The sequence below is a fragment of the Sporosarcina sp. P2 genome, from assembly GCF_002743255.1.
Lineage (GTDB): Bacteria > Bacillota > Bacilli > Bacillales_A > Planococcaceae > Sporosarcina.
Map to the genome: position 1 here is coordinate 75663 of NZ_PDYY01000002.1, position 26927 is coordinate 102589.

36 protein-coding genes and 1 riboswitch are annotated in these 26927 nt (G+C 39.4%); of the genes, 8 read left to right on the plus strand and 28 right to left on the minus strand.

The window, feature by feature from the left end; all coding sequences use genetic code 11:
- The first annotated feature begins 173 nt into the window (after positions 1-173).
- Entirely contained in the window at positions 174-308 is a 135-nt protein-coding gene (locus tag CSV67_RS02665; protein ID WP_369803128.1) for a Spo0E family sporulation regulatory protein-aspartic acid phosphatase, read from the plus strand.
- A gap of 196 nt (positions 309-504) precedes the next feature.
- Here CSV67_RS02665 and CSV67_RS02670 read toward each other — a convergent pair whose 3' ends face one another.
- Both CSV67_RS02670 and CSV67_RS02675 read right to left on the minus strand, forming a co-directional pair.
- The gene (locus CSV67_RS02670; protein WP_099630091.1) at positions 505-1053 is read right to left on the minus strand and encodes a DUF7010 family protein; all 549 of its coding nucleotides are present in this window, start codon (positions 1051-1053) and stop codon (positions 505-507) included.
- 81 nt (positions 1054-1134) lie between these two features.
- Complete coding sequence (locus CSV67_RS02675; protein WP_099630092.1) at positions 1135-1566, minus strand: DUF1801 domain-containing protein; 432 nt, start codon at positions 1564-1566, stop codon at positions 1135-1137.
- Between the two features lie 496 nt (positions 1567-2062).
- Between CSV67_RS02675 and queC the strand changes: the two genes are divergently transcribed.
- The 4 genes from queC (at position 2063) to CSV67_RS02695 (ending at position 6127) form a co-directional block, all read left to right on the plus strand.
- The gene (gene queC / locus CSV67_RS02680) at positions 2063-2728 is read left to right on the plus strand and encodes a 7-cyano-7-deazaguanine synthase QueC (protein ID WP_099630093.1); all 666 of its coding nucleotides are present in this window, start codon (positions 2063-2065) and stop codon (positions 2726-2728) included.
- Positions 2728-3279, plus strand: a complete 552-nt coding sequence (locus CSV67_RS02685) for a VUT family protein (protein WP_099630337.1) — start codon at positions 2728-2730, stop codon at positions 3277-3279. Before queC ends, CSV67_RS02685 begins: the two co-directional genes overlap by 1 nt.
- A gap of 14 nt (positions 3280-3293) precedes the next feature.
- Complete coding sequence (queF, locus tag CSV67_RS02690; RefSeq protein WP_099630094.1) at positions 3294-3782, plus strand: preQ(1) synthase; 489 nt, start codon at positions 3294-3296, stop codon at positions 3780-3782.
- Between the two features lie 305 nt (positions 3783-4087).
- A complete protein-coding gene (locus CSV67_RS02695; protein WP_199173125.1) occupies positions 4088-6127 on the plus strand; it encodes a catalase in 2040 nt (679 codons plus the stop codon).
- Between the two features lie 445 nt (positions 6128-6572).
- On the opposite strand, the gene CSV67_RS02700 is transcribed toward CSV67_RS02695, so the two are convergent.
- From CSV67_RS02700 to CSV67_RS02760, 12 genes are all read right to left on the minus strand, one after another.
- Positions 6573-7409, minus strand: a complete 837-nt coding sequence (locus tag CSV67_RS02700; protein ID WP_099630096.1) for a malate synthase — start codon at positions 7407-7409, stop codon at positions 6573-6575.
- Positions 7410-7946: 537 nt separating this feature from the next.
- A complete protein-coding gene (gene gcvPB, locus CSV67_RS02705; RefSeq protein ID WP_099630097.1) occupies positions 7947-9434 on the minus strand; it encodes an aminomethyl-transferring glycine dehydrogenase subunit GcvPB in 1488 nt (495 codons plus the stop codon).
- Positions 9427-10773 carry an aminomethyl-transferring glycine dehydrogenase subunit GcvPA gene (gcvPA, locus tag CSV67_RS02710; RefSeq protein WP_099630098.1) on the minus strand — a complete coding sequence of 449 codons (1347 nt, stop codon included), beginning with the start codon at positions 10771-10773 and terminating at the stop codon, positions 9427-9429. Before gcvPA ends, gcvPB begins: the two co-directional genes overlap by 8 nt.
- Before the next feature lie 20 nt (positions 10774-10793).
- The gene (gcvT, locus tag CSV67_RS02715) at positions 10794-11894 is read right to left on the minus strand and encodes a glycine cleavage system aminomethyltransferase GcvT (RefSeq protein WP_099630099.1); all 1101 of its coding nucleotides are present in this window, start codon (positions 11892-11894) and stop codon (positions 10794-10796) included.
- A 163-nt stretch (positions 11895-12057) separates the two neighbouring features.
- Positions 12058-12150, minus strand: a riboswitch (glycine riboswitch).
- A gap of 134 nt (positions 12151-12284) precedes the next feature.
- Complete coding sequence (locus CSV67_RS02720) at positions 12285-12791, minus strand: shikimate kinase (protein WP_099630100.1); 507 nt, start codon at positions 12789-12791, stop codon at positions 12285-12287.
- Between the two features lie 162 nt (positions 12792-12953).
- The gene (gene comGF / locus CSV67_RS02730) at positions 12954-13388 is read right to left on the minus strand and encodes a competence type IV pilus minor pilin ComGF (protein ID WP_158232870.1); all 435 of its coding nucleotides are present in this window, start codon (positions 13386-13388) and stop codon (positions 12954-12956) included.
- Entirely contained in the window at positions 13385-13684 is a 300-nt protein-coding gene (locus CSV67_RS02735) for a type II secretion system protein (protein WP_099630103.1), read from the minus strand. Before CSV67_RS02735 ends, comGF begins: the two co-directional genes overlap by 4 nt.
- On the minus strand, positions 13677-14135 hold the full coding sequence (locus CSV67_RS02740) for a prepilin-type N-terminal cleavage/methylation domain-containing protein (protein WP_099630104.1): 459 nt from the start codon (positions 14133-14135) through the stop codon (positions 13677-13679). Before CSV67_RS02740 ends, CSV67_RS02735 begins: the two co-directional genes overlap by 8 nt.
- A complete protein-coding gene (comGC, locus tag CSV67_RS02745; RefSeq protein WP_099630105.1) occupies positions 14122-14397 on the minus strand; it encodes a competence type IV pilus major pilin ComGC in 276 nt (91 codons plus the stop codon). Before comGC ends, CSV67_RS02740 begins: the two co-directional genes overlap by 14 nt.
- Positions 14398-14685: 288 nt before the next feature.
- On the minus strand, positions 14686-14928 hold the full coding sequence (locus CSV67_RS02750) for a DUF3006 domain-containing protein (RefSeq protein ID WP_099630106.1): 243 nt from the start codon (positions 14926-14928) through the stop codon (positions 14686-14688).
- On the minus strand, positions 14925-16010 hold the full coding sequence (locus CSV67_RS17070; protein WP_099630338.1) for an MBL fold metallo-hydrolase: 1086 nt from the start codon (positions 16008-16010) through the stop codon (positions 14925-14927). The genes CSV67_RS02750 and CSV67_RS17070 overlap by 4 nt, the downstream gene beginning before the upstream one ends.
- A 118-nt stretch (positions 16011-16128) precedes the next feature.
- On the minus strand, positions 16129-16491 hold the full coding sequence (locus CSV67_RS02760) for a YhjD family protein (RefSeq protein ID WP_233192551.1): 363 nt from the start codon (positions 16489-16491) through the stop codon (positions 16129-16131).
- A 326-nt stretch (positions 16492-16817) separates the two neighbouring features.
- Between CSV67_RS02760 and CSV67_RS02765 the strand changes: the two genes are divergently transcribed.
- Together CSV67_RS02765 and CSV67_RS02770 are read left to right on the plus strand one after the other, a co-directional pair.
- On the plus strand, positions 16818-17249 hold the full coding sequence (locus CSV67_RS02765) for a Panacea domain-containing protein (RefSeq protein ID WP_099630108.1): 432 nt from the start codon (positions 16818-16820) through the stop codon (positions 17247-17249).
- Entirely contained in the window at positions 17233-18204 is a 972-nt protein-coding gene (locus tag CSV67_RS02770; protein WP_099630109.1) for a hypothetical protein, read from the plus strand. Before CSV67_RS02765 ends, CSV67_RS02770 begins: the two co-directional genes overlap by 17 nt.
- A gap of 104 nt (positions 18205-18308) precedes the next feature.
- On the opposite strand, the gene CSV67_RS02775 is transcribed toward CSV67_RS02770, so the two are convergent.
- The 6 genes from CSV67_RS02775 to CSV67_RS02795 all read right to left on the minus strand — a co-directional run bounded on the left by CSV67_RS02775 (position 18309) and on the right by CSV67_RS02795 (position 21025).
- Positions 18309-19103, minus strand: a complete 795-nt coding sequence (locus CSV67_RS02775) for an N-acetylmuramoyl-L-alanine amidase family protein (RefSeq protein ID WP_099630110.1) — start codon at positions 19101-19103, stop codon at positions 18309-18311.
- Complete coding sequence (locus CSV67_RS16985; protein WP_255397345.1) at positions 19096-19218, minus strand: hypothetical protein; 123 nt, start codon at positions 19216-19218, stop codon at positions 19096-19098. Before CSV67_RS16985 ends, CSV67_RS02775 begins: the two co-directional genes overlap by 8 nt.
- 1 nt (position 19219) lies before the next feature.
- A complete protein-coding gene (locus CSV67_RS02780; RefSeq protein ID WP_099630111.1) occupies positions 19220-19498 on the minus strand; it encodes a phage holin in 279 nt (92 codons plus the stop codon).
- Between the two features lie 13 nt (positions 19499-19511).
- Positions 19512-19919: a hypothetical protein gene (locus CSV67_RS02785; protein ID WP_099630112.1), complete on the minus strand. Its 408-nt coding sequence runs from the start codon at positions 19917-19919 to the stop codon at positions 19512-19514.
- Between the two features lie 91 nt (positions 19920-20010).
- Positions 20011-20199: a hypothetical protein gene (locus CSV67_RS02790; protein ID WP_099630113.1), complete on the minus strand. Its 189-nt coding sequence runs from the start codon at positions 20197-20199 to the stop codon at positions 20011-20013.
- A gap of 100 nt (positions 20200-20299) precedes the next feature.
- Positions 20300-21025 carry a hypothetical protein gene (locus CSV67_RS02795; protein WP_099630114.1) on the minus strand — a complete coding sequence of 242 codons (726 nt, stop codon included), beginning with the start codon at positions 21023-21025 and terminating at the stop codon, positions 20300-20302.
- Between the two features lie 261 nt (positions 21026-21286).
- On the opposite strand from CSV67_RS02795, the gene CSV67_RS02800 reads away from it, so the two are divergent.
- Positions 21287-21970: a hypothetical protein gene (locus CSV67_RS02800; RefSeq protein ID WP_099630115.1), complete on the plus strand. Its 684-nt coding sequence runs from the start codon at positions 21287-21289 to the stop codon at positions 21968-21970.
- Between the two features lie 37 nt (positions 21971-22007).
- Here the strand turns inward: CSV67_RS02800 and CSV67_RS16990 are convergent, their stop codons facing one another.
- The 8 genes from CSV67_RS16990 to CSV67_RS02835 are packed head-to-tail and all read right to left on the minus strand — an operon-like array spanning position 22008 to position 26913.
- Positions 22008-22133 carry a CD1375 family protein gene (locus CSV67_RS16990; RefSeq protein ID WP_255397346.1) on the minus strand — a complete coding sequence of 42 codons (126 nt, stop codon included), beginning with the start codon at positions 22131-22133 and terminating at the stop codon, positions 22008-22010.
- Positions 22133-22312, minus strand: a complete 180-nt coding sequence (locus tag CSV67_RS02805; protein WP_099630116.1) for a hypothetical protein — start codon at positions 22310-22312, stop codon at positions 22133-22135. The genes CSV67_RS16990 and CSV67_RS02805 overlap by 1 nt, the downstream gene beginning before the upstream one ends.
- Positions 22309-23841 carry a hypothetical protein gene (locus tag CSV67_RS02810; RefSeq protein ID WP_099630117.1) on the minus strand — a complete coding sequence of 511 codons (1533 nt, stop codon included), beginning with the start codon at positions 23839-23841 and terminating at the stop codon, positions 22309-22311. The genes CSV67_RS02805 and CSV67_RS02810 overlap by 4 nt, the downstream gene beginning before the upstream one ends.
- 2 nt (positions 23842-23843) lie before the next feature.
- The gene (locus CSV67_RS02815; protein ID WP_099630118.1) at positions 23844-24506 is read right to left on the minus strand and encodes a hypothetical protein; all 663 of its coding nucleotides are present in this window, start codon (positions 24504-24506) and stop codon (positions 23844-23846) included.
- Positions 24499-24801 (minus strand): hypothetical protein, encoded by a 303-nt coding sequence (locus CSV67_RS02820; RefSeq protein WP_099630119.1) that lies wholly within the window; start codon positions 24799-24801, stop codon positions 24499-24501. Before CSV67_RS02820 ends, CSV67_RS02815 begins: the two co-directional genes overlap by 8 nt.
- The gene (locus CSV67_RS02825; protein ID WP_099630120.1) at positions 24802-25458 is read right to left on the minus strand and encodes a putative phage tail protein; all 657 of its coding nucleotides are present in this window, start codon (positions 25456-25458) and stop codon (positions 24802-24804) included. It lies immediately after the preceding gene.
- A complete protein-coding gene (locus CSV67_RS02830; RefSeq protein ID WP_099630121.1) occupies positions 25451-26497 on the minus strand; it encodes a baseplate J/gp47 family protein in 1047 nt (348 codons plus the stop codon). Before CSV67_RS02830 ends, CSV67_RS02825 begins: the two co-directional genes overlap by 8 nt.
- Positions 26497-26913 (minus strand): DUF2634 domain-containing protein, encoded by a 417-nt coding sequence (locus CSV67_RS02835; RefSeq protein WP_099630122.1) that lies wholly within the window; start codon positions 26911-26913, stop codon positions 26497-26499. Before CSV67_RS02835 ends, CSV67_RS02830 begins: the two co-directional genes overlap by 1 nt.
- Between the last annotated feature and the right edge of the window lie 14 nt (positions 26914-26927).

A 26927-nucleotide genomic window follows, 5' to 3' on the forward strand; every position in this document is an offset into this window, starting at 1 on the left:
CATAATCTGAAAATAATATAGTAGTCAGTCAAAATGCGACATACTTTTCATTTCGCTTTATATATGATAAGTAAGTTGCTTCTATGACGAACGAGATAACCGCCACATGACTTGAAGCGTAATATATATTACGGAGGAAGAAAATGAATAAATCTATTGAAAAAAAACTACTCATGTTAAGAATTGAAGTAAAAAGAATTATCATGTATAAGAAAGCCGAATTCTTGGGAATCACACATCCAAGCGTGGTAAGAAGTAGCCAGCGACTGGATAGCCTATTGAACAGAGTGCAAGGAATTTATTCATAACTATTAAAGTCCCATACATAGTATCCATAATAGTTCCAAGCAAAAAAAGACAGTTCCCATTTTGGAACTGTCTTTTTGTATTGTCTAAAACTTTGTCATTTAAAACTTCAATAAAATCCGACATTCACTATCACTTGATTTTATGAAAATCGCTAGGCTACCAATTGCGTGAAGGAGAATAGTTCAGTAAGTACCGTCATATTCGCTTCACTCCCTTTCTATAATCCATATGGAGTGCGAAGCATAATAGTAATAATACGCCTACCATAGAGAGAGGAATCATCCATAGATTGTCTACCGTTGTATAAAGGCCTAAAAACATTATGCCGATCGCAATCATCGGAGCCGATATATAATAAGCTTTTGCATTATAAAACCACCCATACGTAAAAAAGTGCGCCCCTGTAATAATGGCAAATATCATAATTGCATCCTGTGGGCTTTTTATCATACTCCAAAAAAGTATCGGAAAATAAAGAATCTGTGCTAGATTCAAATATAACCCTAGACTACCTAAGGCATTATTTTTAAATTTCCAATCGGTCTTTAATACAGATGAAATACCAACTGAGAGTGGGAACATTAAACCTGTCGAAAAAAGCATCCCTATATTTTTCTGCGTTATTTCTAATGACTGCATAAATATAATGGTAATAATCAACCAAATCACACTAGCAGACAGGATAAATGAGATCCCATTTCTCCCTTTAATCGATAAATCGTTTTTCATCTCATCTATCGTCAAAGAAGTCTTCCACCTTTGCTCTTCTCTTGTAAAACAATATTGCTAAATTAAGCAAAGAATATCTAGTACACGTACTCCGCTCTATAGTTTTTCAGTATTTGGATAGATTTCTTTAATAAACGCCGCAGATTGTTTTATTAATTTCTTTAATACCTCTATTTCAATATCTGTGATTTTGTTGATATAAATACAAGATTTACCTGTTGTGTGTTTCCCGAAATCTTTTAATAGTTTCTCTCGCTGTTCACTTTCAAGCGTTATATATAAACTGATTTTAGCTTTTCGTGGGGAAAAACCTACGATGGGCGCGTCCCCTTCATGACCAGAACTATATTTGTAATGATATTTGCCAAAACCTATAATACTCGGTCCCCACATTTTCGCTTTATACCCCGTCGTTTCGGTGAAGATATCCAGTAATTTAAAAGCATCTTCCCGCTTTCTAAGTTGATCAATGTTCCCAATAAATTCAATAACACTACTATCGGTTTCTTTAGTTTTTAATTCGTACATTGAATGATCTCCATTCTACTGTTTTTTTGATTTTTGCGGAGTTCATAATGATTTCTAGATCATCAGTCGATTTTGAACCCTTTGCTAAATGCCATTGTGGAAATACGACTAATCATAATGCCAGAAAAGAAGACTGATTACAGCACTGGTATCGCCTATTGATTTTATGGAAAGAACATCGCACTGTCATCCTGATGATGTTAGTATCACACATATGCCTTTGCATTATTTAAATACCAGAAAAATCAATCTCTTTTTACAATCACTTTCCTAATTGGCGCGGCTATAAAAATATTATCTAACATGAATATTGCTTCATCTTTCATTATGTTTTATTAAAGATACCAGTAACAAGTAGCATTCTCAATCTACTTGTGAAAAGTATAAGTAACGTGTATATTTAACTATTGATAATCATAGGTGTCTTAGCTATATGTAGGTAAGTGACTTCGATTATTGCAGAGGGTTCGTAACCATCCCCTCTAAAAACAAAACTATGGAGGAATGTAGAGTGAATAAAGCAGTTGTAGTATTTAGTGGCGGACAAGATTCTACCACTTGCCTATTATGGGCAATGGAAGAATTTGATGAAGTAGAAACCGTCACGTTTTTGTATGGGCAAAGACATAAGTCGGAAGTTGATTGCGCTACAAAGATCGCGAAAGACTTAGGGGTTAAACAAAAAATCATCCAAATGGACGTTCTTAATCAGTTAACCACGAACGCCTTGACCAGAAGCGACATGCAAATTGAAGCGGAAGAAGGAAGTGTCCCCAATACAATTGTCGAGGGACGGAATCATATATTTCTTTCATTTGCAGCAATCTACGCTAAATCAATTGGCGCGAATGCGATTATAACCGGTGTAAGCGAGACGGATTTCAGTGGATATCCGGATTGTCGTGATGCGTTTATTCGTTCTTTAAATACGACGTTGAATTTAGCAATGGACTATACATTTGATTTAATCACTCCTTTAATGTGGAAAGACAAAGCAGAAGTTTGGAAATTAGCGGATCAAATGGGTCGGCTGGAGTACGTAAGAGACAACACATTAACTTGCTATAACGGTGTGATCGCCAATGGCTGCCTAGAATGCCCCGCTTGCAAACTGAGAAATGACGGACTAGCGAAATACTTACAAGGACAACATGCCTCATGATCCGAATTACGATTTATTTATTATCCATCATTCTTGCCAATGTAATTACAGCACGATTTGCACCACTTGAACTAGGTCCACTCATTATTCCCTACGGTACTTTGTTCATTGGATTAACACTTGTCATGAGAGATATGGTCCAAAATAGATTCGGTAGACATCAAACATACATATTGATTGGAGTCGCACTTTTATTATCTGCTCTTACAAGTCATTTATTAGGGGATCAACTATGGATCGTCTTTGCAAGTACACTTAGTTTTATTGTTTCGGAAACAGCAGATACTGAAATTTACACCCGCTTTAAATTACCTTTTGTAAAAAGAGTACTATTTTCCGGTGTTGTGGCCGGCTTTTTAGACTCTAGTTTATTTGTAATTATTGGTATCGGTCCACTAGGGCTTCACTTCGTACCGTGGGAATTGGTTCCATTTGCTATACTCGGACAATGGATAGCGAAAGTGTTAATGCAGTTAATTGTTGCGGGTGGAATTAGACAAGTTGTGATGAAGCTAAATATATATGAACCAAATGTTTCAGAAGTACATTAAAAGGGGTTTGAAAAATGCTAGAAAACAGTAAAAACAACCTTACATTACTCGGCAATCAAGAGACAAAATACAACTATGAATATGATCCTGATATTTTAGAAACGTTTGAAAATCAACATCAAGACAATGATTACTTTGTTAAATTTAATATTCCTGAATTCACTAGCCTTTGTCCAATCACTGGCCAACCTGACTTTGCTACCATATATATATCCTATATTCCTGATGTGAAAATGGTAGAAAGCAAATCGTTAAAGCTTTATATGTTCAGTTTCCGAAATCATCCAGGTTTTCATGAAGATTGTGCAAATCTAATTATGAAAGATTTGATTCATTTAATGGATCCACGCTATATTGAAGTATGGGCCAAGTTCACCCCGCGTGGTGGTATCTCAATTGATCCGTATTGCAATTACGGGAAACCTGGAACGTATTTTGAACAAATGGCTAAAGAAAGACTTTTTCAACATGATTTATATCCCGAAAAGATAGATAATAGATAATTTTCCTTGCCAGGCACAGACAATTCGAAAATGTCTCCGTGCCTGGCATTTTACTATTTGTCTTAAAGTAGAGCGGAACACATATAAAAACTGCCATACAATGCAAAACAAATGATAAACATAGCTATACTTTACATCCTTTCCTGGTCCTTCCATTAAAATGTATGCAGTTTAATTTCATCACATAAACTATCGGAATTTTTATCTTCGCTTACACATACGGTATAAATGGGACGTAAAGTATTCATCATCATATACCAGTAAATGGAGGGGATTTCGTGAAAGATGAATCGGCAAATGAAAATATGAATAGAAAACAGAACCGAAAAAGTCAGCAGTTGGATCAATTTAAAGTGGACAATAAAGGGAAAAAGCTTACGACCAATCAAGGAGTGAAAGTATCCAATGATGAAGAGTCATTAAAAGCAGGAGTACGTGGACCTACTTTAATGGAAGGAATCCATTTAAAAGAAAAACTCATGCACTTTGACCGTGAACGGATTCCTGAACGAGTTGTTCATGCAAGGGGATATGCAGCACATGGTGAGTTCGAGTTATACGAATCAATGAAAGACTATACAACAGCTGATTTTCTCCAGAAAGCAGGACAGAAGACACCCGTTTTCACTCGTTTTTCTAACGTAGCTGGAAATCTAGGATCGGTTGATACGGCAAGAGATGTCCGGGGTTTTGCGGTGAAGTTTTATACAGAAGAAGGAAATTACGATTTGGTCGGAAATAATTTACCTGTGTTTTTCATCCAAGACAGCATGAAATTTCCCGATCTTGTTCATGCAGTCAAACCTGAACCGGACACAGATATGCCTCAAGCAGCCTCTGCCCATGATACCTTCTGGGATTTCATAGCAAACAATCAAGAGTCCGCCCATATGGTGATGTGGCAAATGTCGGACCGCACTATTCCTAGAAGTTGGCGAATGATGGAAGGCTTTGGTGTCCATACATTTCGGTTTGTTAATAGCGAAGGTAAAGCTACTTTCGTAAAATTTCATTGGAAACCGATACTGGGCGTACATTCATTAGTATGGGATGAGGCACAAAAAATCGCAGGAAAAAATGCGGACTTCCAACGTAGAGATCTATGGGACTGTATTGATAAAGGCTATTTTGCTGAATATGAATTTGGCGTCCAATTGATTGCAGAAGAGGACGAATTCATGTTCGATTTTGACATTCTCGATGCAACAAAATTGTGGCCAGAAGAGATAGTGCCTGTTAAAATCATCGGCAAAATGACGTTAAATCAAAACGTCACGAATGTCTTTGCTGAAACTGAACAAGCCGCCTTCCATCCCGGCAACGTAGTGCCAGGTATAGATTTCACTAATGATCCACTTTTACAGGGAAGACTCTTATCTTATCTCGATACTCAACTATACCGCCTCGGCGGGCCAAACTTTACAGAAATTCCGATTAATCGTGCAGTATGTCCATTCCATAACAATCAGAGAAATGGATTCAATCGTCAGCGGATTGATGTCGGCAAAGTAAGTTATCATAAAAATTCCTTGGCTGATAATACACCTTCCACTTCCACAGCAAAAGAAGGCGGATTTGTTCACTATGCTGAAAAAGTGGAAGGTCGAATTATTCAAGCGCGAAGCGAATCATTCAAAGATCACTTTTCTCAAGCTCGACTCTTCTGGAATAGTATGTCACCGCCGGAAAAACAACATATTATTAACGCGTTTATCTTTGAGGTCGGAAAAGTGAATAGTATAAGTGTGAGACAACAAGTAGTGGATATGTTCGCAAACGTCGATCAGGAAATGGCTACAACAATCGCAATCAATGTAGGAGTGAATAAGCCAACAGGCGAACAAGTCAATGTTACAGAGTCATCCCCTGCGCTGAGCCAAGTAAATACCCCCCGCTATCCATACAGTTTGAAGGTCGGTATTCTCATTGGTGACGGTTTTTCTGACGAAGAAGTGAAGTCGACAATTGAACATCTAGCAAAGTATGGAGTTTGGGCCTATACGATCGGTGAGAAGCTTGGTACAGTAACAGGGAAGAACGGATTGGAGATTCATGTCAATGAAACGTTTATGACTACAGCACCCGTTTTATTTGACTCTCTCTATGTGGTAGGTGGAAACGCAGCCAATCAAGCGAAGTTCAATGCGGATAGTGTCTATTTCATCAATGAGGCATTCAGACATTATAAACCGATTGGCGTTGCCAAAACCGGAAATACTATTTTCACAGCATCTGACGCAAAAAAGGGACCGGGTATCGTACTTGGAGAAAATAGCGCTACGTTTAATGATGATTTTATACTCGCTATTACACAGCAACGTTTTTGGGAACGAGATATTTACTAATATGTAAAGCAAGAAGCGTCACTCTTCATTTAGAGTGACGCTTCTTTGTATTCAAATCCATGAATATAACTTTCGAAAACACATCATGACAAAGTCACTATATTATTTCTGAAACATATGAACTCTCACTTCTTTTGCGCTAACATATACCACGCTTTTCATCGTAATGATTGTCATCGCTTTTCATTACCTGGGAAATTAAAAGACAAGACGATCCAAATATTTACCTCTTTGAGTCTTCACTTTATAGTCCGATCGATAACCACTTTTAATTCTGTACGCTGTATGTTACTAATCACTTGATATAGTTTTCTCAGCATGCTATATCAATAGAACAATTTTAAAAAGTGAAAAGCTACCAGATACCGGCTCGTCATCACGTGCCCGTATCTGGTAGCTTTATGTGTAATGTAATAAAGTATTCAATCCAAAGTCATTTTACACGTTAACGTAAAACTCCTTCAGCTTCCGGAATATTATTTATGTCAATGGCATTTAATTTGCAGAAATAGTTCAGAAATTCTTGTGCTTCTCTGATTTGCTCTTCATCCGTCTTTAACGCGATAATATCTTTTAAAATTTGAGCAGTCCAAATATTATCAAAGTAACGGAATGTACCTGAATTCCATGATGTACGTTCAGGATAGTTCTTATTTTTATAGTAATTCCAGAAAAGCATTTTCTCGGCTTCTTCTTCTGTAAGTTGAATTCTATATTCAGGGTGTGTAGGCACCAAACCGTCCTCGCCGATACTTCCAGTAAACGTATCATCAACCATGAAAAGACCCGTAATGGTTCTTTCCGTTTCCGCTTGATCTGAAGTTCTCACCGTCAGAACACCTGCACTGTTCGGACGCAAACGAGTTACTGGGTTGGGTAATCCTTTATTCTTCCCGCTTTGTATGCTTCCAGTAGATATTTCCCAATCGCTAAATACTTCCGACTGTCTTTCTTTATCTAACCAGAAAACAATTTGTGAACTTTCATGAATTTTATGGTTCTTTAATATTTCCCTACGTTGCTGTTCAAGCACCTGGATAGCCTTTTCTTCTTTACGCTTCTTTTCCAATATTTTTTCTTCTGCTCTTCGTTCCACGAAGACCTTTTCTAAAGACTCTGCCATACTTCGATTGTTTAAAGTAATAAAATTCTCGAATGCATCGGGATAGACAAATCTTTTACGATCTTTATTGAAGTCAACGGTGATGAATGACTCCTCGTGTTCCACGATATTTCCTTCACCAAACACGTTATGAGTAATTTCTTCATTAATTAAATTCACTAGACAATCTCCTCCTATAAATTCTTTGATAACTACTTTACAGTTAATCTAATTAACGTAATCCGTGTTTTCACATATTATTTCATTGAAATACAACCACCCATTTTTCAAATTCAAAAAAATGCGCCCTTCATTCCTAACTGGAATAAGTTGCGCAGGAGTATTACATACCGTCCTGTTTACTTGTACATATACAGTATAACACATAATTCGAATTTTCTCAAATTTGCGGTTGACATTGGTCATTTGTTTATCGTATAATATACGATTTTGATTTTACGAGACTATGTTTAGAACTAGTTTTAGTCTTCCCGGTATCCATATGTAGTCCACACGTTCCGCGAGATATCTTCATGAACCATGGGGTTTACAGCGTATAAAAATCGAATCATTATTTCTCTTCCTATGATCTATTGGTTCTTAATATTGTATTCTTTAAACACCCTGTGTATAACGGAAGAGTGACCAGAGTGCTATAGTATTTTCAATTCAAAGAGCACCGCTAACTTTCAGCGGCGCTCTATTCAATGTATTTTATTATTGTACTGTTTCTTCTACTGGTGACTGTTCTTTTATATAACGCAACACAGGCTTCCGCGCTGCCTTCGTTTCATCAAGGCGTCCAATGACGGTTGTGTGTGGTGCTTCTTGAACGATTTCCGGATTCTCTTCTACTTCTTTAGCGATTTGAATCATCGCTTCGATGAAGTTATCCAATGTTTCTTTGGATTCCGTTTCTGTCGGCTCGATCATTATAGCCTCTTCTACGTTCAACGGGAAATAGATGGTTGGCGGATGATAACCAAAGTCTAGCAAACGCTTCGCCATATCGAGTGTACGTGCACCAAGTTTCTTCTGACGACGACCAGACAAAACAAATTCGTGTTTACAGTGTTGTGTATACGGAAGGTCGAAGTATGGCTCTAGACGACGCATCATATAGTTCGCATTGAGTACTGCGTATTCCGTTACAGCTTTTAAGCCGTCAGGACCCATTGAACGAATATACGTATACGCACGTAGGTAAATACCGAAGTTTCCGTAATACGGCTTCACACGACCAATAGATTGTGGCACGTCGTAATTCAACACGAAGCGATCATCTACTTTTTGAACAACGGGTTTTGGCATGAAAGCAGCCAATTCATCTGTTACACCTACCGGACCTGAACCTGGTCCCCCACCGCCGTGAGGACCTGTGAACGTCTTGTGCAAGTTCAAGTGAACCGCATCAAAGCCCATGTCGCCGGGGCGTGCTTTGGACATAACCGCATTCAAGTTCGCACCGTCGTAATAGAGTTTTCCACCGACTCCGTGAACCACTGCCGCCATTTCCAAGATGTCTTCTTCGAAAAGACCTAGCGTATTCGGATTCGTTAACATCAACGCCGCTGTATCAGGACCTACTTTTAACTTCAAATCCTCAAGATCTACTAAGCCTTTTTCATTCGACTTCACTGTCACAGTGTCAAAGCCAGCAACCGTTGCAGAAGCCGGGTTTGTTCCGTGAGCGGAGTCTGGAACAAGTACTTTCGTGCGCTGCGTATCACCGTTCGCCTCATGGAAAGCACGGATCATCATCAATGCTGTCCACTCACCATGCGCGCCAGCTGCAGGTTGCAATGTAACTTGTGGCATACCTGTGATTTCAGCTAAATGCTGTTGCAGATCGTATACTACTTCGAGTGCACCTTGTACAGTGGATTCGTCTTGTAGCGGGTGAACGCGTGCGAATCCCGGGAAACGAGCAACTGCTTCGTTGATTTTCGGATTGTATTTCATTGTACAAGAACCTAATGGATAGAATCCTGTATCGACGCCATGATTACGGTTAGACAACGCAGTATAGTGACGCATGATGTCCAACTCAGATACTTCAGGCAGTTCCGCGTCTTCCGTCCGAATTACGCCTTGAGACAAAATGGACGAAACGTCTACTTCAGGAACATCTAATTCAGGTAAGCTATAACCGATTCGTCCGGGTTTGGATAGTTCAAAAATGAGTGATTGATTGTCCTTATGCATGGATAGCCTCCAGTTCTTGCACGTATGCATCGATTTCTTCTTTCGTACGTTGTTCTGTTACAGCGATCAGTGCGTGATTCGCTAGACTCTCATCTACGAGACTTAAATCATATCCACCAATAATTCCTTGTTCAAGTAAGCGTTTGTTGACATCTTTAATAGGTGATTTACAATTCACTACGAGTTCATTGAAATGCGCAGGACCGAATTTCACTTCAAATCCAGCTTTTTCAAATGCTTGTTTCGCATAAGCTGTTTTTGCGATATTCTGATAAGCGATTTCTTTAATTCCTTCTTTACCTAGTGCTGTCATCGCAACGGATGCCGCAAGAGCATTCAGCGCTTGGTTCGAACAAATATTGGATGTTGCTTTGTCACGACGAATATGTTGCTCACGCGCCTGCAATGTCAGTACGTATCCTCTACGCCCTTGATCATCATTCGTCTCACCAACTAGACGACCAGGAACTTTACGCATCAACTTTTTCGATACTGCGAAATACCCACAATGTGGTCCACCGAATGATTCCGCAATTCCGAATGGTTGTGCATCTCCAACCGTAATATCCGCTCCAAGCGCGCCAGGTGGTGTCAAGAGTCCAAGTGCAAGTGGATTAGCCGAGACGATCGATAGTGCCCCATGTTCATGTGCAATATCGCTGATTACTTGTAGATCTTCTACTTGGCCGTAAAAGTTCGGATATTGAACGAGTACTGCTGCAGTCTCATCATCAATCATTTCTTTAAGTTTATCGATATCTGTTACACCGTTTGTATGTGGAATCGTTACCACGTCAATGTATTGCCCGTCTGCGTATGACTTCACAACTGCGCGTGATTCGTTGTGAACAGTAGCAGATACAAGTAACTTCTTACGGCGTGTATGACCTGCAGCAAGTGTCCCCGCTTCAGCAAGTGACGTGCCTCCGTCATACATGGAAGAGTTCGCTAGCTCCATGCCTGTCAATTCGCAAATCATCGTCTGAAATTCGAAAATCGCCTGTAACTCTCCTTGTGAAATTTCGGGCTGGTATGGTGTATACGCTGTATAGAACTCAGAACGTGAAATGACATGATCTACAATAATTGGACGATAGTGATCATAGACTCCCGCTCCTAGGAACGAAGCATAATCTTGGGCATTAATATTTTTCGCAGCCAAACGTCCAAGTTCTTTTAAAAGAGATGTTTCGGATTTAGCCGGTTTAATTTGATACTCCCCTTTAAATCGTACTTTCTCTGGAATATCTGAAAAAAGTTCATCAATAGAGGAAACTCCAATTGTTTCTAGCATATCTTTCTGATCTTGCTCCGTCATAGGTAGATAACGATGCTTCATAATTTTTTACCCCTTTTCGCTTATGATCTTTTATAGAAAGGTGTTGCAATGACTTTTGCTTTCAGACGTTTCGCGCGAATTTCCACTTCCACTTCCGTGCCAAGCTCAGTGAACTCTGTAGATAGAAGCGCAAAACCGATGTTCTTTTTTAATGTAGGAGACTGCGTACCCGTTGTGACTTCGCCGATCTCCCGGTCACCCACAAACACTTTATAACCAGTACGCGGAATTCCTTTATCGATCATTTCAAGTCCCACTAGCTTACGTTCCACACCTTGTTCTTTTTGTTTTACAAGAATATCTTTACCAATGAAATTTTCTTCTTTATTCACTTTTACGACGAAACCAAGCCCTGCTTCTAATGGAGAAATATCCTCTCTCAATTCTTGACCGTAAAGAGGTAGACCTGCTTCAAAGCGCAATGTGTCTCGTGCACCAAGACCTGCAGGTACGACACCGTCTTCTTTGCCTTCTAGCAAAATCTTTGTCCACAAGTTTTGGATTGCTTTGGGTGTACCATAGATCTCAAATCCATTTTCTCCCGTATAACCAGTACGTGAAACGAGTACATTTTCTCCGCCCACTTGAACATGTTCTTTAAAACGGAAAAACTTGATTTCTTCAAGTGACTCATCCGTCAGTTTCTGTAATACCGACTCAGCCATCGGTCCCTGCAATGCAAGTAACGCGTAATTGGAAGATTGGTTGTCAATAACGACATTGTCGATCTGTTGTTTTTCCATCCAAGCTACATCTTTTTCAATATTCGATGCATTGACTACCAATAAATAACGCGCTTCCTCTAATTTATAAATTAATAAGTCATCAATCGTTCCACCTTGCTCATTACACATCACTGTATACTGTGCTTGGCCTATTTGCAGTTTGGAAACATCATTTGTCACAAGCTTCTGCAAATAATCGAGCGCTCCGCTACCACTAACAAACACTTCTCCCATATGCGAGACATCAAACAAACCAGCTTTTGTCCGAACCGCTTCGTGTTCCGCTTTAATACTAGAGAACTGCACAGGTAACTCCCAGCCGCCAAAGTCGATGGTCTTACCCCCGTACTCTTTATAACTTTCAAATAACGGTGTACGTAATAATTGAGTTGTCAAACTGTTTCCTCCTTTTTGTCCTGATCAAGGAACGATCAGTATGTACTTCATCAAAAAAAGGACAGGGGTCTCCTATAAAAGAGAACCCCTGTCCTTTTGCCTGAAAGCTTTACAGTTTCCATACTTTCTTCGGCCGCTGATTACTCAGCACTCTCCAGAGATGCGTCATGTATGCGTTTTGTTACCTGAGAGATTCATAACATTCGTTATTTGCTCCTTCGGCGGCGCCTAATGCGCGCTCTCCCCATACAATCATTCGCATTATTGAGTTAATTTTTTCTTCACTGATATCTTAACATTTTATATAAGTAAGCGCAATCTATTTATTAATAGCGCATAAAAGCGAATAATAGCTCAACTACAAACTAAATCATTCGCTTTTTAAATACATTATTGATATCTTTCAATTTGAAAGATAATATATTCTGCAATGTCCGTTAAAGATTTTCCTGTTGTTTCCACAGTGAAATGGGCAGACTGTAAATACTTCGATTTGCGTTTTTTATAAAGAGCTTCTAATTCTGCCCGCGAAGATTGTTGTACAATCGGACGATTAACATCAGTCGAGATTCTTCGCCAAATATCACGGAATGATGCGTTGAGGAAAAACACGATACCCGTTTCACGCATCAGTTGAATATTCTTTTCTTTTACCGCAACACCCCCACCGGTCGCCACAATACAATACTCTTCAGGGAATTTTTCGAGAAATTCTGTTTCCAACTGTCGGAAATACAGTTCGCCGTACTGATCAAATATCTCAGGAATCGTCATTTGCATTTGTTCTGTAATTTCATGATCCATATCAAAGAACGGAATACCTGTTAACGTATGCAGCCGTTTACCGATTGCGCTTTTTCCACATCCCATGAATCCTACTAAATAAATCCTTTTCATTTTCATCCATCCCGTTTCATTAATTCAACTGCTTTATGCTCATAATAGGTTTCGAGCCAGTCGTATATTCTGTAGATACTATCATGCCATGAAACGAGGGAGAAAAGAAAGAGACTTACACAAATTAATAGGACAATCGCGAAAATAAATGATCCTCCCTTCTCATTCTTGATATAATCCAATAGCAAACGTCCTTTCTTTACGCATACCGTCCTTCATTTCGACTGCAATTTTCAATTCGCTATCTTTCACGGTAAATTTACTGGATTTCACATTCATCAACAAAGGAACATGACCTGTTCCATCCACAACTTTGCGAAGCATTGTATCGTATTGTTGTATAGTAATCCTTCTTTTTGGGGTATGGAACGTAATGGTCGTTAATTTTACTTCCTCCACTCTAGTTACTTCTTCCAACAATTCCTGTAATTCCAATGAAAACAACTCCCACTCTCCAAGTAGATCTCCTTGATAAGCTTTCTTCATGGGTACTTGCCAATAGAAAAATAGAATTGTTAATTGAATTAACATAGTAAAAATAAGTAAGTGAATGATACTTTCAACTAATGAATAGCCTTTTTCATCCAATCGTTTCATAAACTCACACATTTTTGATTTTCGATTTGTTGTATTTCATATGTAACACAAATCTGTCTATTATTAACCGTCCAATTGTAGTGAAGTTCCTCATGTGATCTGTGTCCTGTCGTTTGTCCCAACGATTTATATAAAATAGCCGCTTGATAGATGGTTTGGGCTGCAATCATTGCTTGTTTTTTCCCTGTGACAGACGAAGTGATACTGGTGGCCAATGGTAAAAGAGATGAGAAGATTACCATAATAATGACTAGTGACAACATCGCTTCAGGCCAGGACTGACCTTTCTCATTCATTGACTATCATCCTCCCTCTTTCAAACTGGAACGAGATGAATATTAGTCCTCTGCTTTGTGTAGAAAAATACATTTTTCCTGTTTTCACCATGTATCCTGTTTCAGCAAAGTCCAATCTTTTAAGCGGAGATTGTTTTGTCATACGCATGCCATCAGGAAATATCCCACTTCTTAAAGTTACCGTCCTATCCATTCTTTCCACCTTATACATTGCGCCACTATCGCTGAATGTCAAAGCAACACTTCCTTTATGTGTCATTGCATATAGCTGTGCCTCGTGAACAGCGGCAATGAATTGCTTCAGCGCATCCTCTTCGGATTCTTTTTCCAGATGTTTTTCGCTAAAGGGAAGAATGACGGCTGTCAAAATCATCATGATCGATAGGACTAGCATAAGTTCCAAAAAGGTGAACCCATACTGGCAATTAAAAATACGTTTAGCTTCCGGCATTCGCAGCTTTTACTTTTCCTTCCGAGTCGATCGAGATTGCACTGCCATTCGGACACGCAGGTTCAGCCGGTAAATACCCCTCTGTAGTTAGCGAAGAAATTGTTGGAATCGTTTTTTTATCCATCTTATATGCTTGTACTTGGCCTTCAACCATTTTCACATATGCATCACAGCCCTTTTCATCTATCGATTTAGAATGCTTCGTCACATTCGGGATAGCAATTAAGATTAAAACAGTAATGATTAGCAATACGATCATCATTTAAAACAGCTTTTCCTGTAGTTTTCAGTCTGCCCAAAAGCTTGATTTAAAGTGGTGTAAATCACTTTCTTTATCTATTTTCTTTGCTGTGTCTATCTGTCCGTGTATATTTCTGTGGTTTTTATGTGAGTTGACCACCGGAAAAGACCACATTCCGCAGTATTAAAATGTGGTCCACTAAAAAAGACCACATTTGATCAAGTACCTTCTATATAATGTACCATTTTTCTGTTGTATTCAAAAATTAAAACAGCCACCTTCTCAATAGAGTCGGCGGCTGTTTTATCATCATTTTTTATTCTTTAGTCTTTCTAATAGATTATTCACTTTTTCACGAGTGATCTGCGTTTCATCAATCAGCAGCTCAATCTTGTATTGCTGTCCTTCTGAGTTGATAGAGACTATATCACCCTCATGAAAAATTTCATCTACTTGATCAACTGGTATTAGTAGTTGATTCTCTTCTTCAGGATATTCTAAAAACACGTATATTCCTTCTTCAATTCTGTCTAGTGTGTACTTCTTACTCATCGCTCACACGCCCAGTTGTCTTTATCTCGATCCATCTTGGATTGATATGCTGGGTGTCCTTTTGCAACTCCGTTAGGATAAACTTTACGTAACTCTGTGCAGTTTTTGAAACCAGTTTGTGTAACGGGTTTTGTGGCCGGCTTAGAAGGGACTGGTTTGGGTTTGACTGGTGTTGGCTTTGCTACTGGTTTAGTTGGTTTAGGCTTCGCCACTGGCTTAGATGGTTTTGCAACAGGAGTAGATCCCTTGCCGCAGCTATTTGCTACTGAATGCTTCACACCATTAGTCGTCACCGTGATATTGCAGTCTACAGGTGTTTTATAAGTCTTCGCTCCAACATTTTTCAAACGCGCTTCAATAGCGGCATGTGGGTGTCCGTAGCTATTGTTTTTGCCATAAGACAAGATGCCTACGCTTGGTTTCACATTGCTGATAAACGCCGCTGAACTGCTCGTGTTAGATCCGTGATGACCGTTTTTAAGGACCGTTGCTTTTACATCATATTTCTTGCGAATGTAGTCTTCAATCGTTGTGTCCGCGTCACCCATTAATAAAAAGGACACTTTGTTGTACGTCACTTTTAACACGATAGTCGCTGCATTACTATCTTTCGCTTCTTCGTCCGCATACAATACCCGCGTAATCAACTGTGGATCAAGTGCCAACTTGTCCAATTCCTTTGCAACTGTAAACTTGATATTCTTTTTGTCAATTAGCGTCAACAGATTATAGTACGTTTGTGACGTATGTACATAACCAGAATCAATAAAGTTTGTAACCGGAAATGCATTTAATACAGCTTCCAGTCCGCCGATGTGATCGGCATCCGGATGCGTCGCTACTACATAATCAAGACGCTTAACTCCTTTTGCTTTTAAAAATGAAACGACTTTACTTCCAGCGGCCTTGGGACCACCGTCTACTAACATGTTTTTACCATTTGGAGACTGAATTAATACCGCGTCTCCTTGTCCTACATCGATGAAATGTACCTTCATATCTTTTGTTGCTGCGTCTGAAGTGACAGGCAGCAGACTTATGGCTAGAACCATAGTCATGATAATCATTGTTAATTTCTTCATTTTAACACTCCTTTTGACATACTGATATAATCATAGTGCGTCAAAAGTATAATGTCTAGATGATTTTTCCAATTCAGACAAATAAAAAACCACTCCGTCCGGTTATGGATAGAGTCGCTTATTTTTCCTTCATTTTAGCTTTTGAAAAGTAAATATTCATTAACTCTTCAGTATGATTTCGCAACCGCACGTTGGCATAGTTTCTTCTGTCTTCATATCCGTTATGTATAAAGACGTATTCTGTGAATATACCTTCTCTTTTACCTTGCACCAGTTTCATCTGATTTTGCCGTAAGTAATCATGCGTCTGCTTCAAGTCCAATTGGACCGTTAACATAACATCATCAATAAAATCAATATAAGGTCCAGTAAACTTTAAAGGAAGTTTTTCGATCCGCTGGCGATCACTCGACAAGATTGTCATGATCATTGGTAAGTAAATCATGTTTTCGAAATGTGGAATAGATTCAGTTGGAACCATTGCCAATCAAATCACCACACTTTCCGACGTTTTCAGCACATGTGTTCCCGTTCTTGGATTAATTATAAAGAATGTACGTTCGTTTGTAAAGAGGAGTATTATGTAATCAACTAAGTACATTCATGTGTTTTTGTGCATCTGCAAGTGTCAATAAGTAACTTTACGTACCATTAAGCGTCCTTATGTATCTTTTCTCCCTGCTATAGTGTATATTAGTAGTAGTTACATTCGCTTGACAGAAGTATCAGAAATTTTAAAACGTGCGTTTTGAATCCCTTAAAATCCTTTGGATTTATGGGTTTTTTCTGTTAGAAGGAGGGATAATTATGACTATGAGAGCCTTTGCAGATCATGTGATTTCATTAGCAAATGAAGCGGTGGGCGGTATTACCAATTTAGAGTTGCAGAAGGTAATGTACTTTGCTTTAGGTAATTATATTAATGAAAATGGAGTCGATGACCTGGTAACAGAAATCTATGACGAACCTTTCGAGGCATGGCCTTATGGACCTGTAGTTAGGTCTGAATATTTTAGGAACCGTTCATTTGGGAGGTACAATATTAGAAATGAAGCATTCTCTAATGAACGATATGAAGCTTTAAATGATTTCATCCTAGAGGTTTTAGAGGAAGAAGTAAATAATTTGGTGGAAAAAAGCCATTTACATGGCACATGGTTACACAATAGAGAGGCAATTTTAAGACATGACTTAGTAGAATACAGGCTAGAGGACATAATAAATGACTTCGCAAATTGATGCCAGAAAAGATCAAAATGAAAGAGTAATCAACGTACTAAACAAACTGCAAGGAGCAACTAGTTCCAGCGTAGAACCAGAAGTTAAGAAAAAAATAGCAGAAGATTTTTTTTCGTTATTGAATGAGTTGCCATTTGACTTATTACCTTACGCCGCTGTCTCTCAATTTATATATAATGACGATAGCCCAGACATTTTTTATTTCATCGAAAATCTTGAAGAGATGATTACAGAAGAATTTGCAGATAATCCCCAAAAAGAAAACTATAAAAAAGGTATAAAAATGATTGAGCATATGGAGTTAGCTAAACAACAAAAAGACAATTTATATGAAAAACACGAAAAAGATATTCAAAGAATAAAGACACTTAACAGTATATTTGCGGAGAAGTCTTCCCAAATTACCAAGATCCAAGAAATGACCGAAGAGTTGCAAGAAGATAACAGAAGAATGGTGACAAACTATATTAGCATTTTAGGTATTTTTGCAGCGATTTTAATGGGCGCATTTGGAGCGATTCAAGGTTTTGCTAGTCTGTTCAACAATGCTCATGAATTAAACCTAGGTACATTGTTAATTATCAGTTCGATAGGTGCTTCCTCCGTATTATTAATATTATTCTTTTTACTGAATGGTATAGCAAAATTAACTGGCAAAAATTTAAGTAGTACAAACAAAGCTGATGGAACCTTACTCGAAAAACATCCTTCACTGGCTATTTCACACGGTATATTGATATTCATCGCCCTAATAGGCGCTTCTATTATATTAAGCAATATTAGAATACAATTTGCATGGTCAGGTCTCTGGTGGATTCTACCTTTCCTCTGGTTTATATATTTAATTATAGCTCTTTCTAATAAAAAGCTAGTACCCTCGTTTGTTCGACAGCCAATTGAGAATGAAGAAAGTGAACCTATTTCAGAGGGTATTAAAAAAATGCTACCTAAATAAGAATAATCTTAGCACCCCATCCAACCGGACAGGGTGCTTTAACTACGCTTTGGCCATTTCGCAAACCGCGCCATATCCACGTTTACATTATGGCCAGTTGCTTCTTATTTGAACTCTTTAATTCCCGCTCCAATCATCAGCGCTACTAAATCGCCGTTAGCCGCGGATCCATCTGCTTGCTTATTAATCCATGCAGAGGAATATCCGCGTTCCGATGCTGCCTTAACTGCAATCTCCTGCTGTAATTTGCTACCTAGAAAGGTCTCCACTACTTTACGTAATGTGCCAGATGTAAATTCTAACTCGATCGTAAGTTTCTCTGGCGCGGGCGTTGGTTTAGGTTTATTCGGCACTGCTGCTACATCCTTTTTACCTCCAGCGTAATTAACTATTCCTTGTGCTGTCAGTAATGCCAACTTTTCAACTTCATCAATCAAGATAGTTTCATCACTGTAATTCGAAATGAAAGCATACTCTACGAGAACAGCCGGCATATTTGTTAAGCGCAAAACCGCGAAGTTCGCTCTCTTTCTACCGCGATCACGAATACCGATTTGATTAACGATTGAACTGTGTACAGCGTTTTGCAGTTTCGTTGTAGCGGCACTAACACTGCCGTTATAGACGAACGTCTCGAATCCTGTAGCCGACGCTGTAGCCGAGTTGTCGTGTAAGCTGAAGAAGTAATCGGCTCCCCAAGCGTTAGCTAGTCTCGCACGCTCTCCCAATGGAATAAATACATCAGTTGAACGTGATAGTCTCACTTCATGCCCATAACCTTCGAGAATAGTCTTCAGTCGTAAAGCTACTTTTAGTACATTGTCTTTCTCTTTGGAGCGTTTCCCAACAGCACCTGGGTCGTGACCACCGTGACCTGGATCGATAAAAATCTTACTCATCGCCAAACACCTCGTTTTCTGGATCGTTATAGCAATCCTGGCACATCATTTCACCGTTGAACTGTTCCAGAACTTCGATTTCTTTTCCGCATACTACACATTCTGTTTTATCCATATTATTTCAGCCCTTTCTTTTTATCTTTTCGTGGCTCTTGATACCGCATTGCTTGATCGCTGTCATCAGTACCGTCAGTAGTAGGATCTACGACAATACCTAATATCACGAGTAAAGCAAACAAGGAGTTAATGAACTTAGTAGCTTCAAGGCCAATCAAATCTGCCGCTAATTCCACACCGAACCATGCTGCGACAATCTGCAAGACCAACAAAAAAGCCGGCACCAAGGCCAGCCAGAACAACTTATTTTTCGCACGTACTTTCCAATTAATTTTCATTTTATTTCTCCTTTCATTTTAAAAACTGTATTAAAGCAGCTATCCCTGCTAAAATTCCGCCTGATCCCGCAAATGCGCCAACGACTCCAAGCACGATTTTCTCGCGAGTGGAGAAACGCTTTAATGTAATCCGCTCATCTACATGGATTACGTCACGTTCTGTTTGCAGGCGTTCTTTGTCAGTCGCGAAATAATGGTCCACGAATTTGTTTAGAATGCTTCTGGTTTCTTGTCCGTCTTTCATGACGGTCAGTTCTAAATTCGTTTGTGAAGACTTAATTTCTGCAACCTGAACCGTGACTTCTTTGACTTGTCCCGTGATTACCTCCGCTTGTGTGCTAAAGTCCATCTGCGCTTTCTCGACTTTTTCCAGCCGCGGTATAATGTCATGATGTATTAGTTCATCGTGTCTATTTAGCATGTCCAGCTCCTCCTCTGTCTGCGTCATATCTCACCCCACACCCTTTTCTTTATGGACATAAAAAAGAACGCCCGGATGGACGTTCTCTCGCTTAATTTTCTATTGGATCTGCTACTTGCGACATCATCATGATATCTTTCACTTTAAATTTTTCACCTGTTATGGATGTCAGCGTTTCATTTTGCATCATGCCTATTCCATTTACCATCATCATGTAATCTTGTGAGCTGCCTTCGACAATATGTTCTTTCCCACCGACTACTTTCATCATAGTTCTCATATACTCACCCCTTTATGTCTAAATAATTCGATACAAGGTGTTTTTATCCTTCTTTTATCCTGAATCTTTTTACTTATAAAAAGAACACCGTGTAGACGTTTTATTTTATACTTTCCCTGTACTCAAGATAATCATTATAGTACTTTTTATTAATAAAATAGAATACATGTGAGAGTATAATAAATATCAAACCGATAAACGGAAACAAAATACCTATTGGTTTATTGCCATCTATGTCCTTTTCGGACCAATAGAATAAAAATTGATAAATCATACCAGTTGAAAACAAATAAAATAGAACTAAGATTACTATTTTTATCGTTAACATTTCCTTTTTGTATAGAATCCTAATTCTATACGTTTCTTCAATACTACTCCTCATAAATACCGCATTGTCTAAATTCGAAATAAGATATTTGTTTTTGTGCTCTGAATGAACAAGCAACGCTTTCTCATCGCTAATCAACCTTCTTAGATGCCACGGTCCTACTTCATTATTTATTTTTATTTCAAATTTCGGTTTAACTGCGAACAGAAGATTTATTACCCAAACTAGTAGCAAAGCTAATATCACTAAAATATACATGGCTATAAAACTAATAAACAATTCAGTAATATTTTTAGTGAAGTAAAAGATAAACGTAAATATAATCGCTATTAACATCGCAATCAAAAGTGAGTTTTTTAACTTTTGATACTTAGTCATAATCTGAATCTCTAAGTCTGTTACGCCAATATAGTTCACGGCTTTTAAAACTGAAAAACAAGCAACTATTACACCTAAAACAACCTCTCCATTTTCAAAAGACTCTATTATATTCTTCAATGTATATATCCCTTTCAAGTCTATCTTGAAATTCTATTCGACAGATAGTGAGGTTTTCCCTTCTATTTACCTAAGACTTATTTCTCTTTCTCAACCTCCGCAGCCAAATACTCCACAATTAAAAAAAGAACTATCGTTAAGAACATCTTATAATGCTGTTTTTTCTGTATTCCCACCCTTTATAACTCATTTTAAATAAAATCCTCTTTTATTTATGCTATGGTGTTCAAGAGAAAATAAAAAGGTAAAGGAATGTAACAGATGAGTAAGAAAAAGAAGAAAACAAGTAAATCAAAAGACATTCGCTTCACACCCGAGAAGGATAATAAAAATATTTTTATCTCCCTGCCAAATCTGATAACAATCTTTGCAACGCTTATTAGCGTTATTATTGCTCTTGGGAGCTTAATGTATTCGAAAAACACATATGATCTTGCATTCGAACAAGTTTATGAAGAGAAAAAAGCTGTATGGCTTAGCGAAGTCAATCAGGAAAACAACGAAATTACATTTACAACTAACAACGAAAATATCGCAATGCAATTTGCGTTGATTAAATTTCCAGAACCATTTTCCGATTCTAATAGAGAGATTCTTTTTCCTAATTTTTCTTTACCTACTAATGCTTTTATAATTGATCTTGAAAAACTATTAGAATCCAAATATAGCAGAAAGGAAGGCTATGCAACTGTTGTCGAAAGTAGTGTTCCTTTTGTTTTACAAGCCTACTATGTCGTAAAAGGTTCAAGCTATAGTATACAATCTTTATATCATTTAAGATATTTGGTTACAATGGGAGACCAGGAAGAAGACTTTCCCACTGTTGAGATTGCAGGCTTTTGGTTTGATCGGCATCTTGAAATTGATGAAGATCCCAACGAAGCACTAATGAAAATTTGGGGAAATAGTGAATACAGAGAAGGTTATTCAGGCTTAGTTAACTGAGCCTGTTTTCTTTTATACGCCACACTACATAACATTCTTATTTTCCCTGCTCCGCCAAATACTCTGCAACCGACACTTGATACTGCTTCGGCAAGCTGTCAATCTTCCGCGCCCCGGCCTTTACTAGCAACGCATACACCGGAACCATATATTGATGAACCATTACTCAGCTCCCCCTTTCTCATCATGCTTCGCTGTCAGCATATCAATCTGCTCCTGCATGCCTGCCATTGCCTGCAGCATGATAAGAACAGTTTCATCCATCTGCTCAGGAACTTCGGGAAAGGCAGGCTCCAATGGACCAAGTGATCCGTCAGACTGTCGTCGTCTAACCATAATCATTGTGTCAACGCCCCCGATACTTTAAGGATTGGCTTGTCGCCTGTCCAAGACAGCTTGATAGCGATTTTTTCAGCCGGCGAGTCGGCACGGAACTTGAAGAAGTCTTCCACAGTACCAACATTCGCAGGTCCAGATGAATCAAGCGTCATTGGTTTGAACTGTTCTTGCTCCGTTCCGTTCGTCATACTGATTTCTGCAGTGATAGATTGTGTTGCATCTCTCTCAATCCACATTAAAACACCTTGTGCTGAACCGGCTGGGGGTACGATTGTGTACCGTTGTACGGATTTGGCTAAAGGCGTTAGGTTAGCTTGCTTATTTATTTTACGGGTTAACGATGTTTTGAAGTTGTACGAATCAATTGTTTCAACAACGATTGTATTCTCACCATCTTTTAAAATGGATAATAGTAAATCGAACGACCAATTTCCATCTTTGCCACGATAGACTTCAGTAGCCAGGCCACTGTTTAATTTGTAGGAAACGACTACTTCATTACCGTCCGGATCGGATGTGGAGCCGGTAAATGTAACCTTATCGGCATTAATTAAATTGGAAATAGAATCAAACGGATTGATTGTTAGTTTTGGTGGACGGTTCGGGACGACATAAAAGGTTCGTTCAGCAATTTCAGATTTGCCCCCCTTATTGTCCTCAGCCCAAACTTTAAGCTTGTGTGCAACGCCTTCGGCCAATGCACCTGTCAAAGCAGTGCCGTCAGGAAGATGCAATTTGCCTGCCTTGAATGTCAGCTGCTCGGAAAACGGAATAGGATTGACACCATCTGTGATACGTGTTTGGATAGGTCGTGGTGTACTGTTGTTAATTTGATAGTACACATTTACGATGTCGTTTTTATCCGTGTCTTTCGCGTTGCCGTCTACTAAGAACGTGTCGTTTTCGTACAGCGTAAGATTGTTCGGCGTTTGCAATGACACCGTCGGACTACTGTTGGATATCATCTTGCCGTCGCTGTCTACCATTAGGTTTGATTTAAGAACGAGTGCTGGTTGTTTCCATTTCGGATTTGAAGTAAGTGTATAGCTTGTTTTCCCTCTCCCTGTGGATTGGTTAAAAGGACTTTCCGAACCATCTAAATAATGATGTTGCGATGTATTCAGTCGATTTAAAAGCCATGCAGTCTTGCCTGGAATATACGGTATATTCCCGCCGTACCGAACGCCGTATTTCCGCATCTCACTAAGTGTTAAAAGCCCCACATAAGCAGAAATTTGAAAATCGCTTTCCCCTGACGTACCATCTTCTGTTTGACCCACATTCCATGTAGCCTTTATCAGCATGCTTTTTACATCGGAACTCAATGCGTTGAAAAATGTTGTGTTAAGAGTTGCTCCTGTTCCTTTTAATTCGGAATAAAAACCATTATCTCCATAATAGAATGCTCCATCATATAGATAATCTGCCCACACTATTTTTGTTCCTTCAATTCCATGCTCTACTACATAGCACTTATGACCATCTAAATATATTGTATCCCCCGAAACTTTTTGTGATAACGGCATCACCATAATTAAACCACCTCCTCAACCGAATAAGTACCCCAAGCACCGCGACCCATCCGACTATTTTTAATTGCCGCATTACTTCGGGCAATAACTGCGCCCTTGACGTAGTTATTGACCAACGGTTGAACAGTAATCGTAGATGCAGTAACATCCGTAATTAATGTATCTTCACTATTCGTATCATCGTAAATTGTCACGTCAGTAAATTTGATAAAGCCATCTACGTTATCCACATTAAGGACTGTCGTTCCGGCAGAGCGGGGAACTGTTAGGACGGCTTTTGCAGTCTGCCTAATTAACTTATTCGGCTCGCCATCAAACGCATCTACAAACGTGCCGCTATTCCCAGGTGCTTTGCCATCGAGTTCTTGATTGATCTGCAAACGCAAAATGTCATTGGCATGCTTGTCTAGTCGCTCATGAGACTTCGCAATCCCTTGCTCCTGATGATTCTCTCGCTTGGCAGAGTGCTTTGTACCGACCTGCAGTAACCTTGGTTTCGGCAATGGTTTATTTGTAATTGGATCCAAAATGTAATTGCCGAAACGATCGGTTAAATAGATAATCTTACCGTCTGGATCTTTCTCATAAATCACATTTCCCAATTCGTCTTGCTCCACAATCTGGTCGAGCCATTGAAACGGTACATATACATAGGGTTCAGCCAATGCTAACACCTTCCTTTATGTCCAATTGAAAAAAGAACGTGACCATGAGTCCGTTCTCTCCTTTTCGGATATTCATTGTTTTCTCGCGAATCGGTCGCCCGTGTTGGTCGTGGATGTAGGTATGGGTAACATGACCGGATTCGTCTTCTAGGTACACAAATTTCTTTAATACGTTACCTTCTATATAAGATGACGGGTGTATGGGATACTCTTCTTCAATACCGTCAATGGTAACCTTCGCACCCACCATCAGGCGCTCCCAGAATTTCAAAGTTTCTTCTTGCAATAAATTCATCTAGACTCCTCCTTCCGAACAATAAAACGTCCCGGTGACGGGATATGGGACAATATTTGCATATGCCTTCTCTTCCGCCTCTGTTGCTGTCTTGGTTGCCACACCGCTGATTGGCTCCGTGTGGAATGTGCCTGTTACTGCGTAGGGAACGGAGAAGGTGTATTGTTTGGTCGTAATAGTCGCTATGATTCCGTCTGCTATCGCCAAAAACAGAGCTGCTAAATGAGTAGGTTTCATGTCCTCGATATTTTTTGTTAATTCAGCAGGCAACCACTCATTTATATCAGTCAAGGGAATTGTAATCTCCATTGCATAACGCCCCTTTATCAACCTTACACGAGACGTTGGACTACTCAAAAAGCGATTCACTTCATTTTCGAGCACCTTATAATTTGTCGGCGTCTGACTAATTAACTTACTAATAATCTGATTGCGTCGAGCGGGAAAATCAGTAGTGATCGGGCGAATCTCCAATTCATCTTCCCACTTATCCAGCCCCCATGTAGCTGTCTCAACAAAAAATTGATTTAGCACATCATCCATTACGCTGTTCAGCTCTTCAAAACGCCGATCGCCATCCTCCAGAATCGCGATAATTTCGGGCGACTCAGCAAAATGCTCAGGAAGATAGGATTTCATACGTTCCAATCTATTCATAGAGATCCACCGCCGATAAATACGGAATTTCTACGTCTTCGAGTTCCAAGTTGATCGGGAGGCCGTTGATCAGCACATCTGAATAGTCGCTGATCCACTTGTTTGCATAAAGAATATTGCTGACTGCTGCTACTTTAACAGCAGCTTTTTCGTTTAAGGGCAAGTCCTTAAATGACAAGCCTTTAAACATCAACTTCAATTCTTCTGCCACTTCAGCAGAAACAGCTTCAACCGTGTTTCCACGTAAAGAAACCTTCGCACGAATGATGATCACTTTATTCTGCGCGCTTTCGACTGTCAAGGTTGCTCCAATCGGCGCCTCGCCTTCGCCCATTCCTGGCACCGGATCGATATAGTCATTCACTGCTTGTACTAACTCAGGCGAAGCAGGCTTCATTTCGGAATTGACGATAATGACTTTTACAGTTCCTTCACCGGCCCATAACGGGAAGACTTTGGCTTTACCCACTCCCTCGACTTCCTCAGCCCATTTTTTATAATGGGCCTTGTTGGCACTGGTAGTCTTTCGTCTACGCTCAATCAAAAAGCGTTCAAGCAGAGATAGGTCCGATTCTTCTTCCTCGCCAGGGATAATGACCTCCCCAAGGATTGCGGTTTCCAACTTCGAAATGTTGCTGACTGGCAAAAGCTCCGAGTCATTCGGCGGCCGGTTGCCAATCGTGCCTTCCTCCTCACATTCAACTATTCCATTCTCGATAACCTGATAGAACAAATCATCAACAAAAAAACGCTCCCCATTCGCTACTGGAATGTTGAACGTTGCTCTTCTTTTTGCCTTTACCGCCGGATTTCTATCGACTCCCGCTTCACGCGCTCTTTTGTCCAACCATTCACCGCTGGAATCTTGCGCAAAGGCTAATTTTAGTATCCGATCCAGCCAAATATACATCTCTGCCATTTCCATGTTATTGACGGCAACAGCTGCATAGATAATACTGCTGGTCCGCTTGTCCAAGTGCAGTGGAATCTCCGGTAAAGACTTCTCCATCAGGTGCTCAAATGTCTTATGCTCGAACATCAATACACCTCCTGGATCGATAGATAGCCCTCTACCGTGTCGACTTCAAAACTCACATATAACGAATCTTCTTTTTCTGTAATACTGAATCCATATACCCGCTCGATTCGGTCATCATAAATCAATGCTTCTTCAATTAAGCGAGGAATTTCAGATTTTTTGAAGGCGATTGTATTCTCTGGATTTTCAACACATTCGTGGACCTCTTCGCCGATTTCATCTGGATAGACCGGATGAATAAAGCGCCGGGTCCGCAGTGTTAAGTAGATAAATTGCTCAATCGCTTCTATTCCGTCTATGATTTCACTTGTAATTCGATTTGTTTTAAAGTCGTAACGAAAAGTGGCAGACGGTTCCGGTGGACTATTATCGTCAAACTCAAAGCCATCTACATCAATTTCAGGCGAAATACTCATATCTATCACCTCTT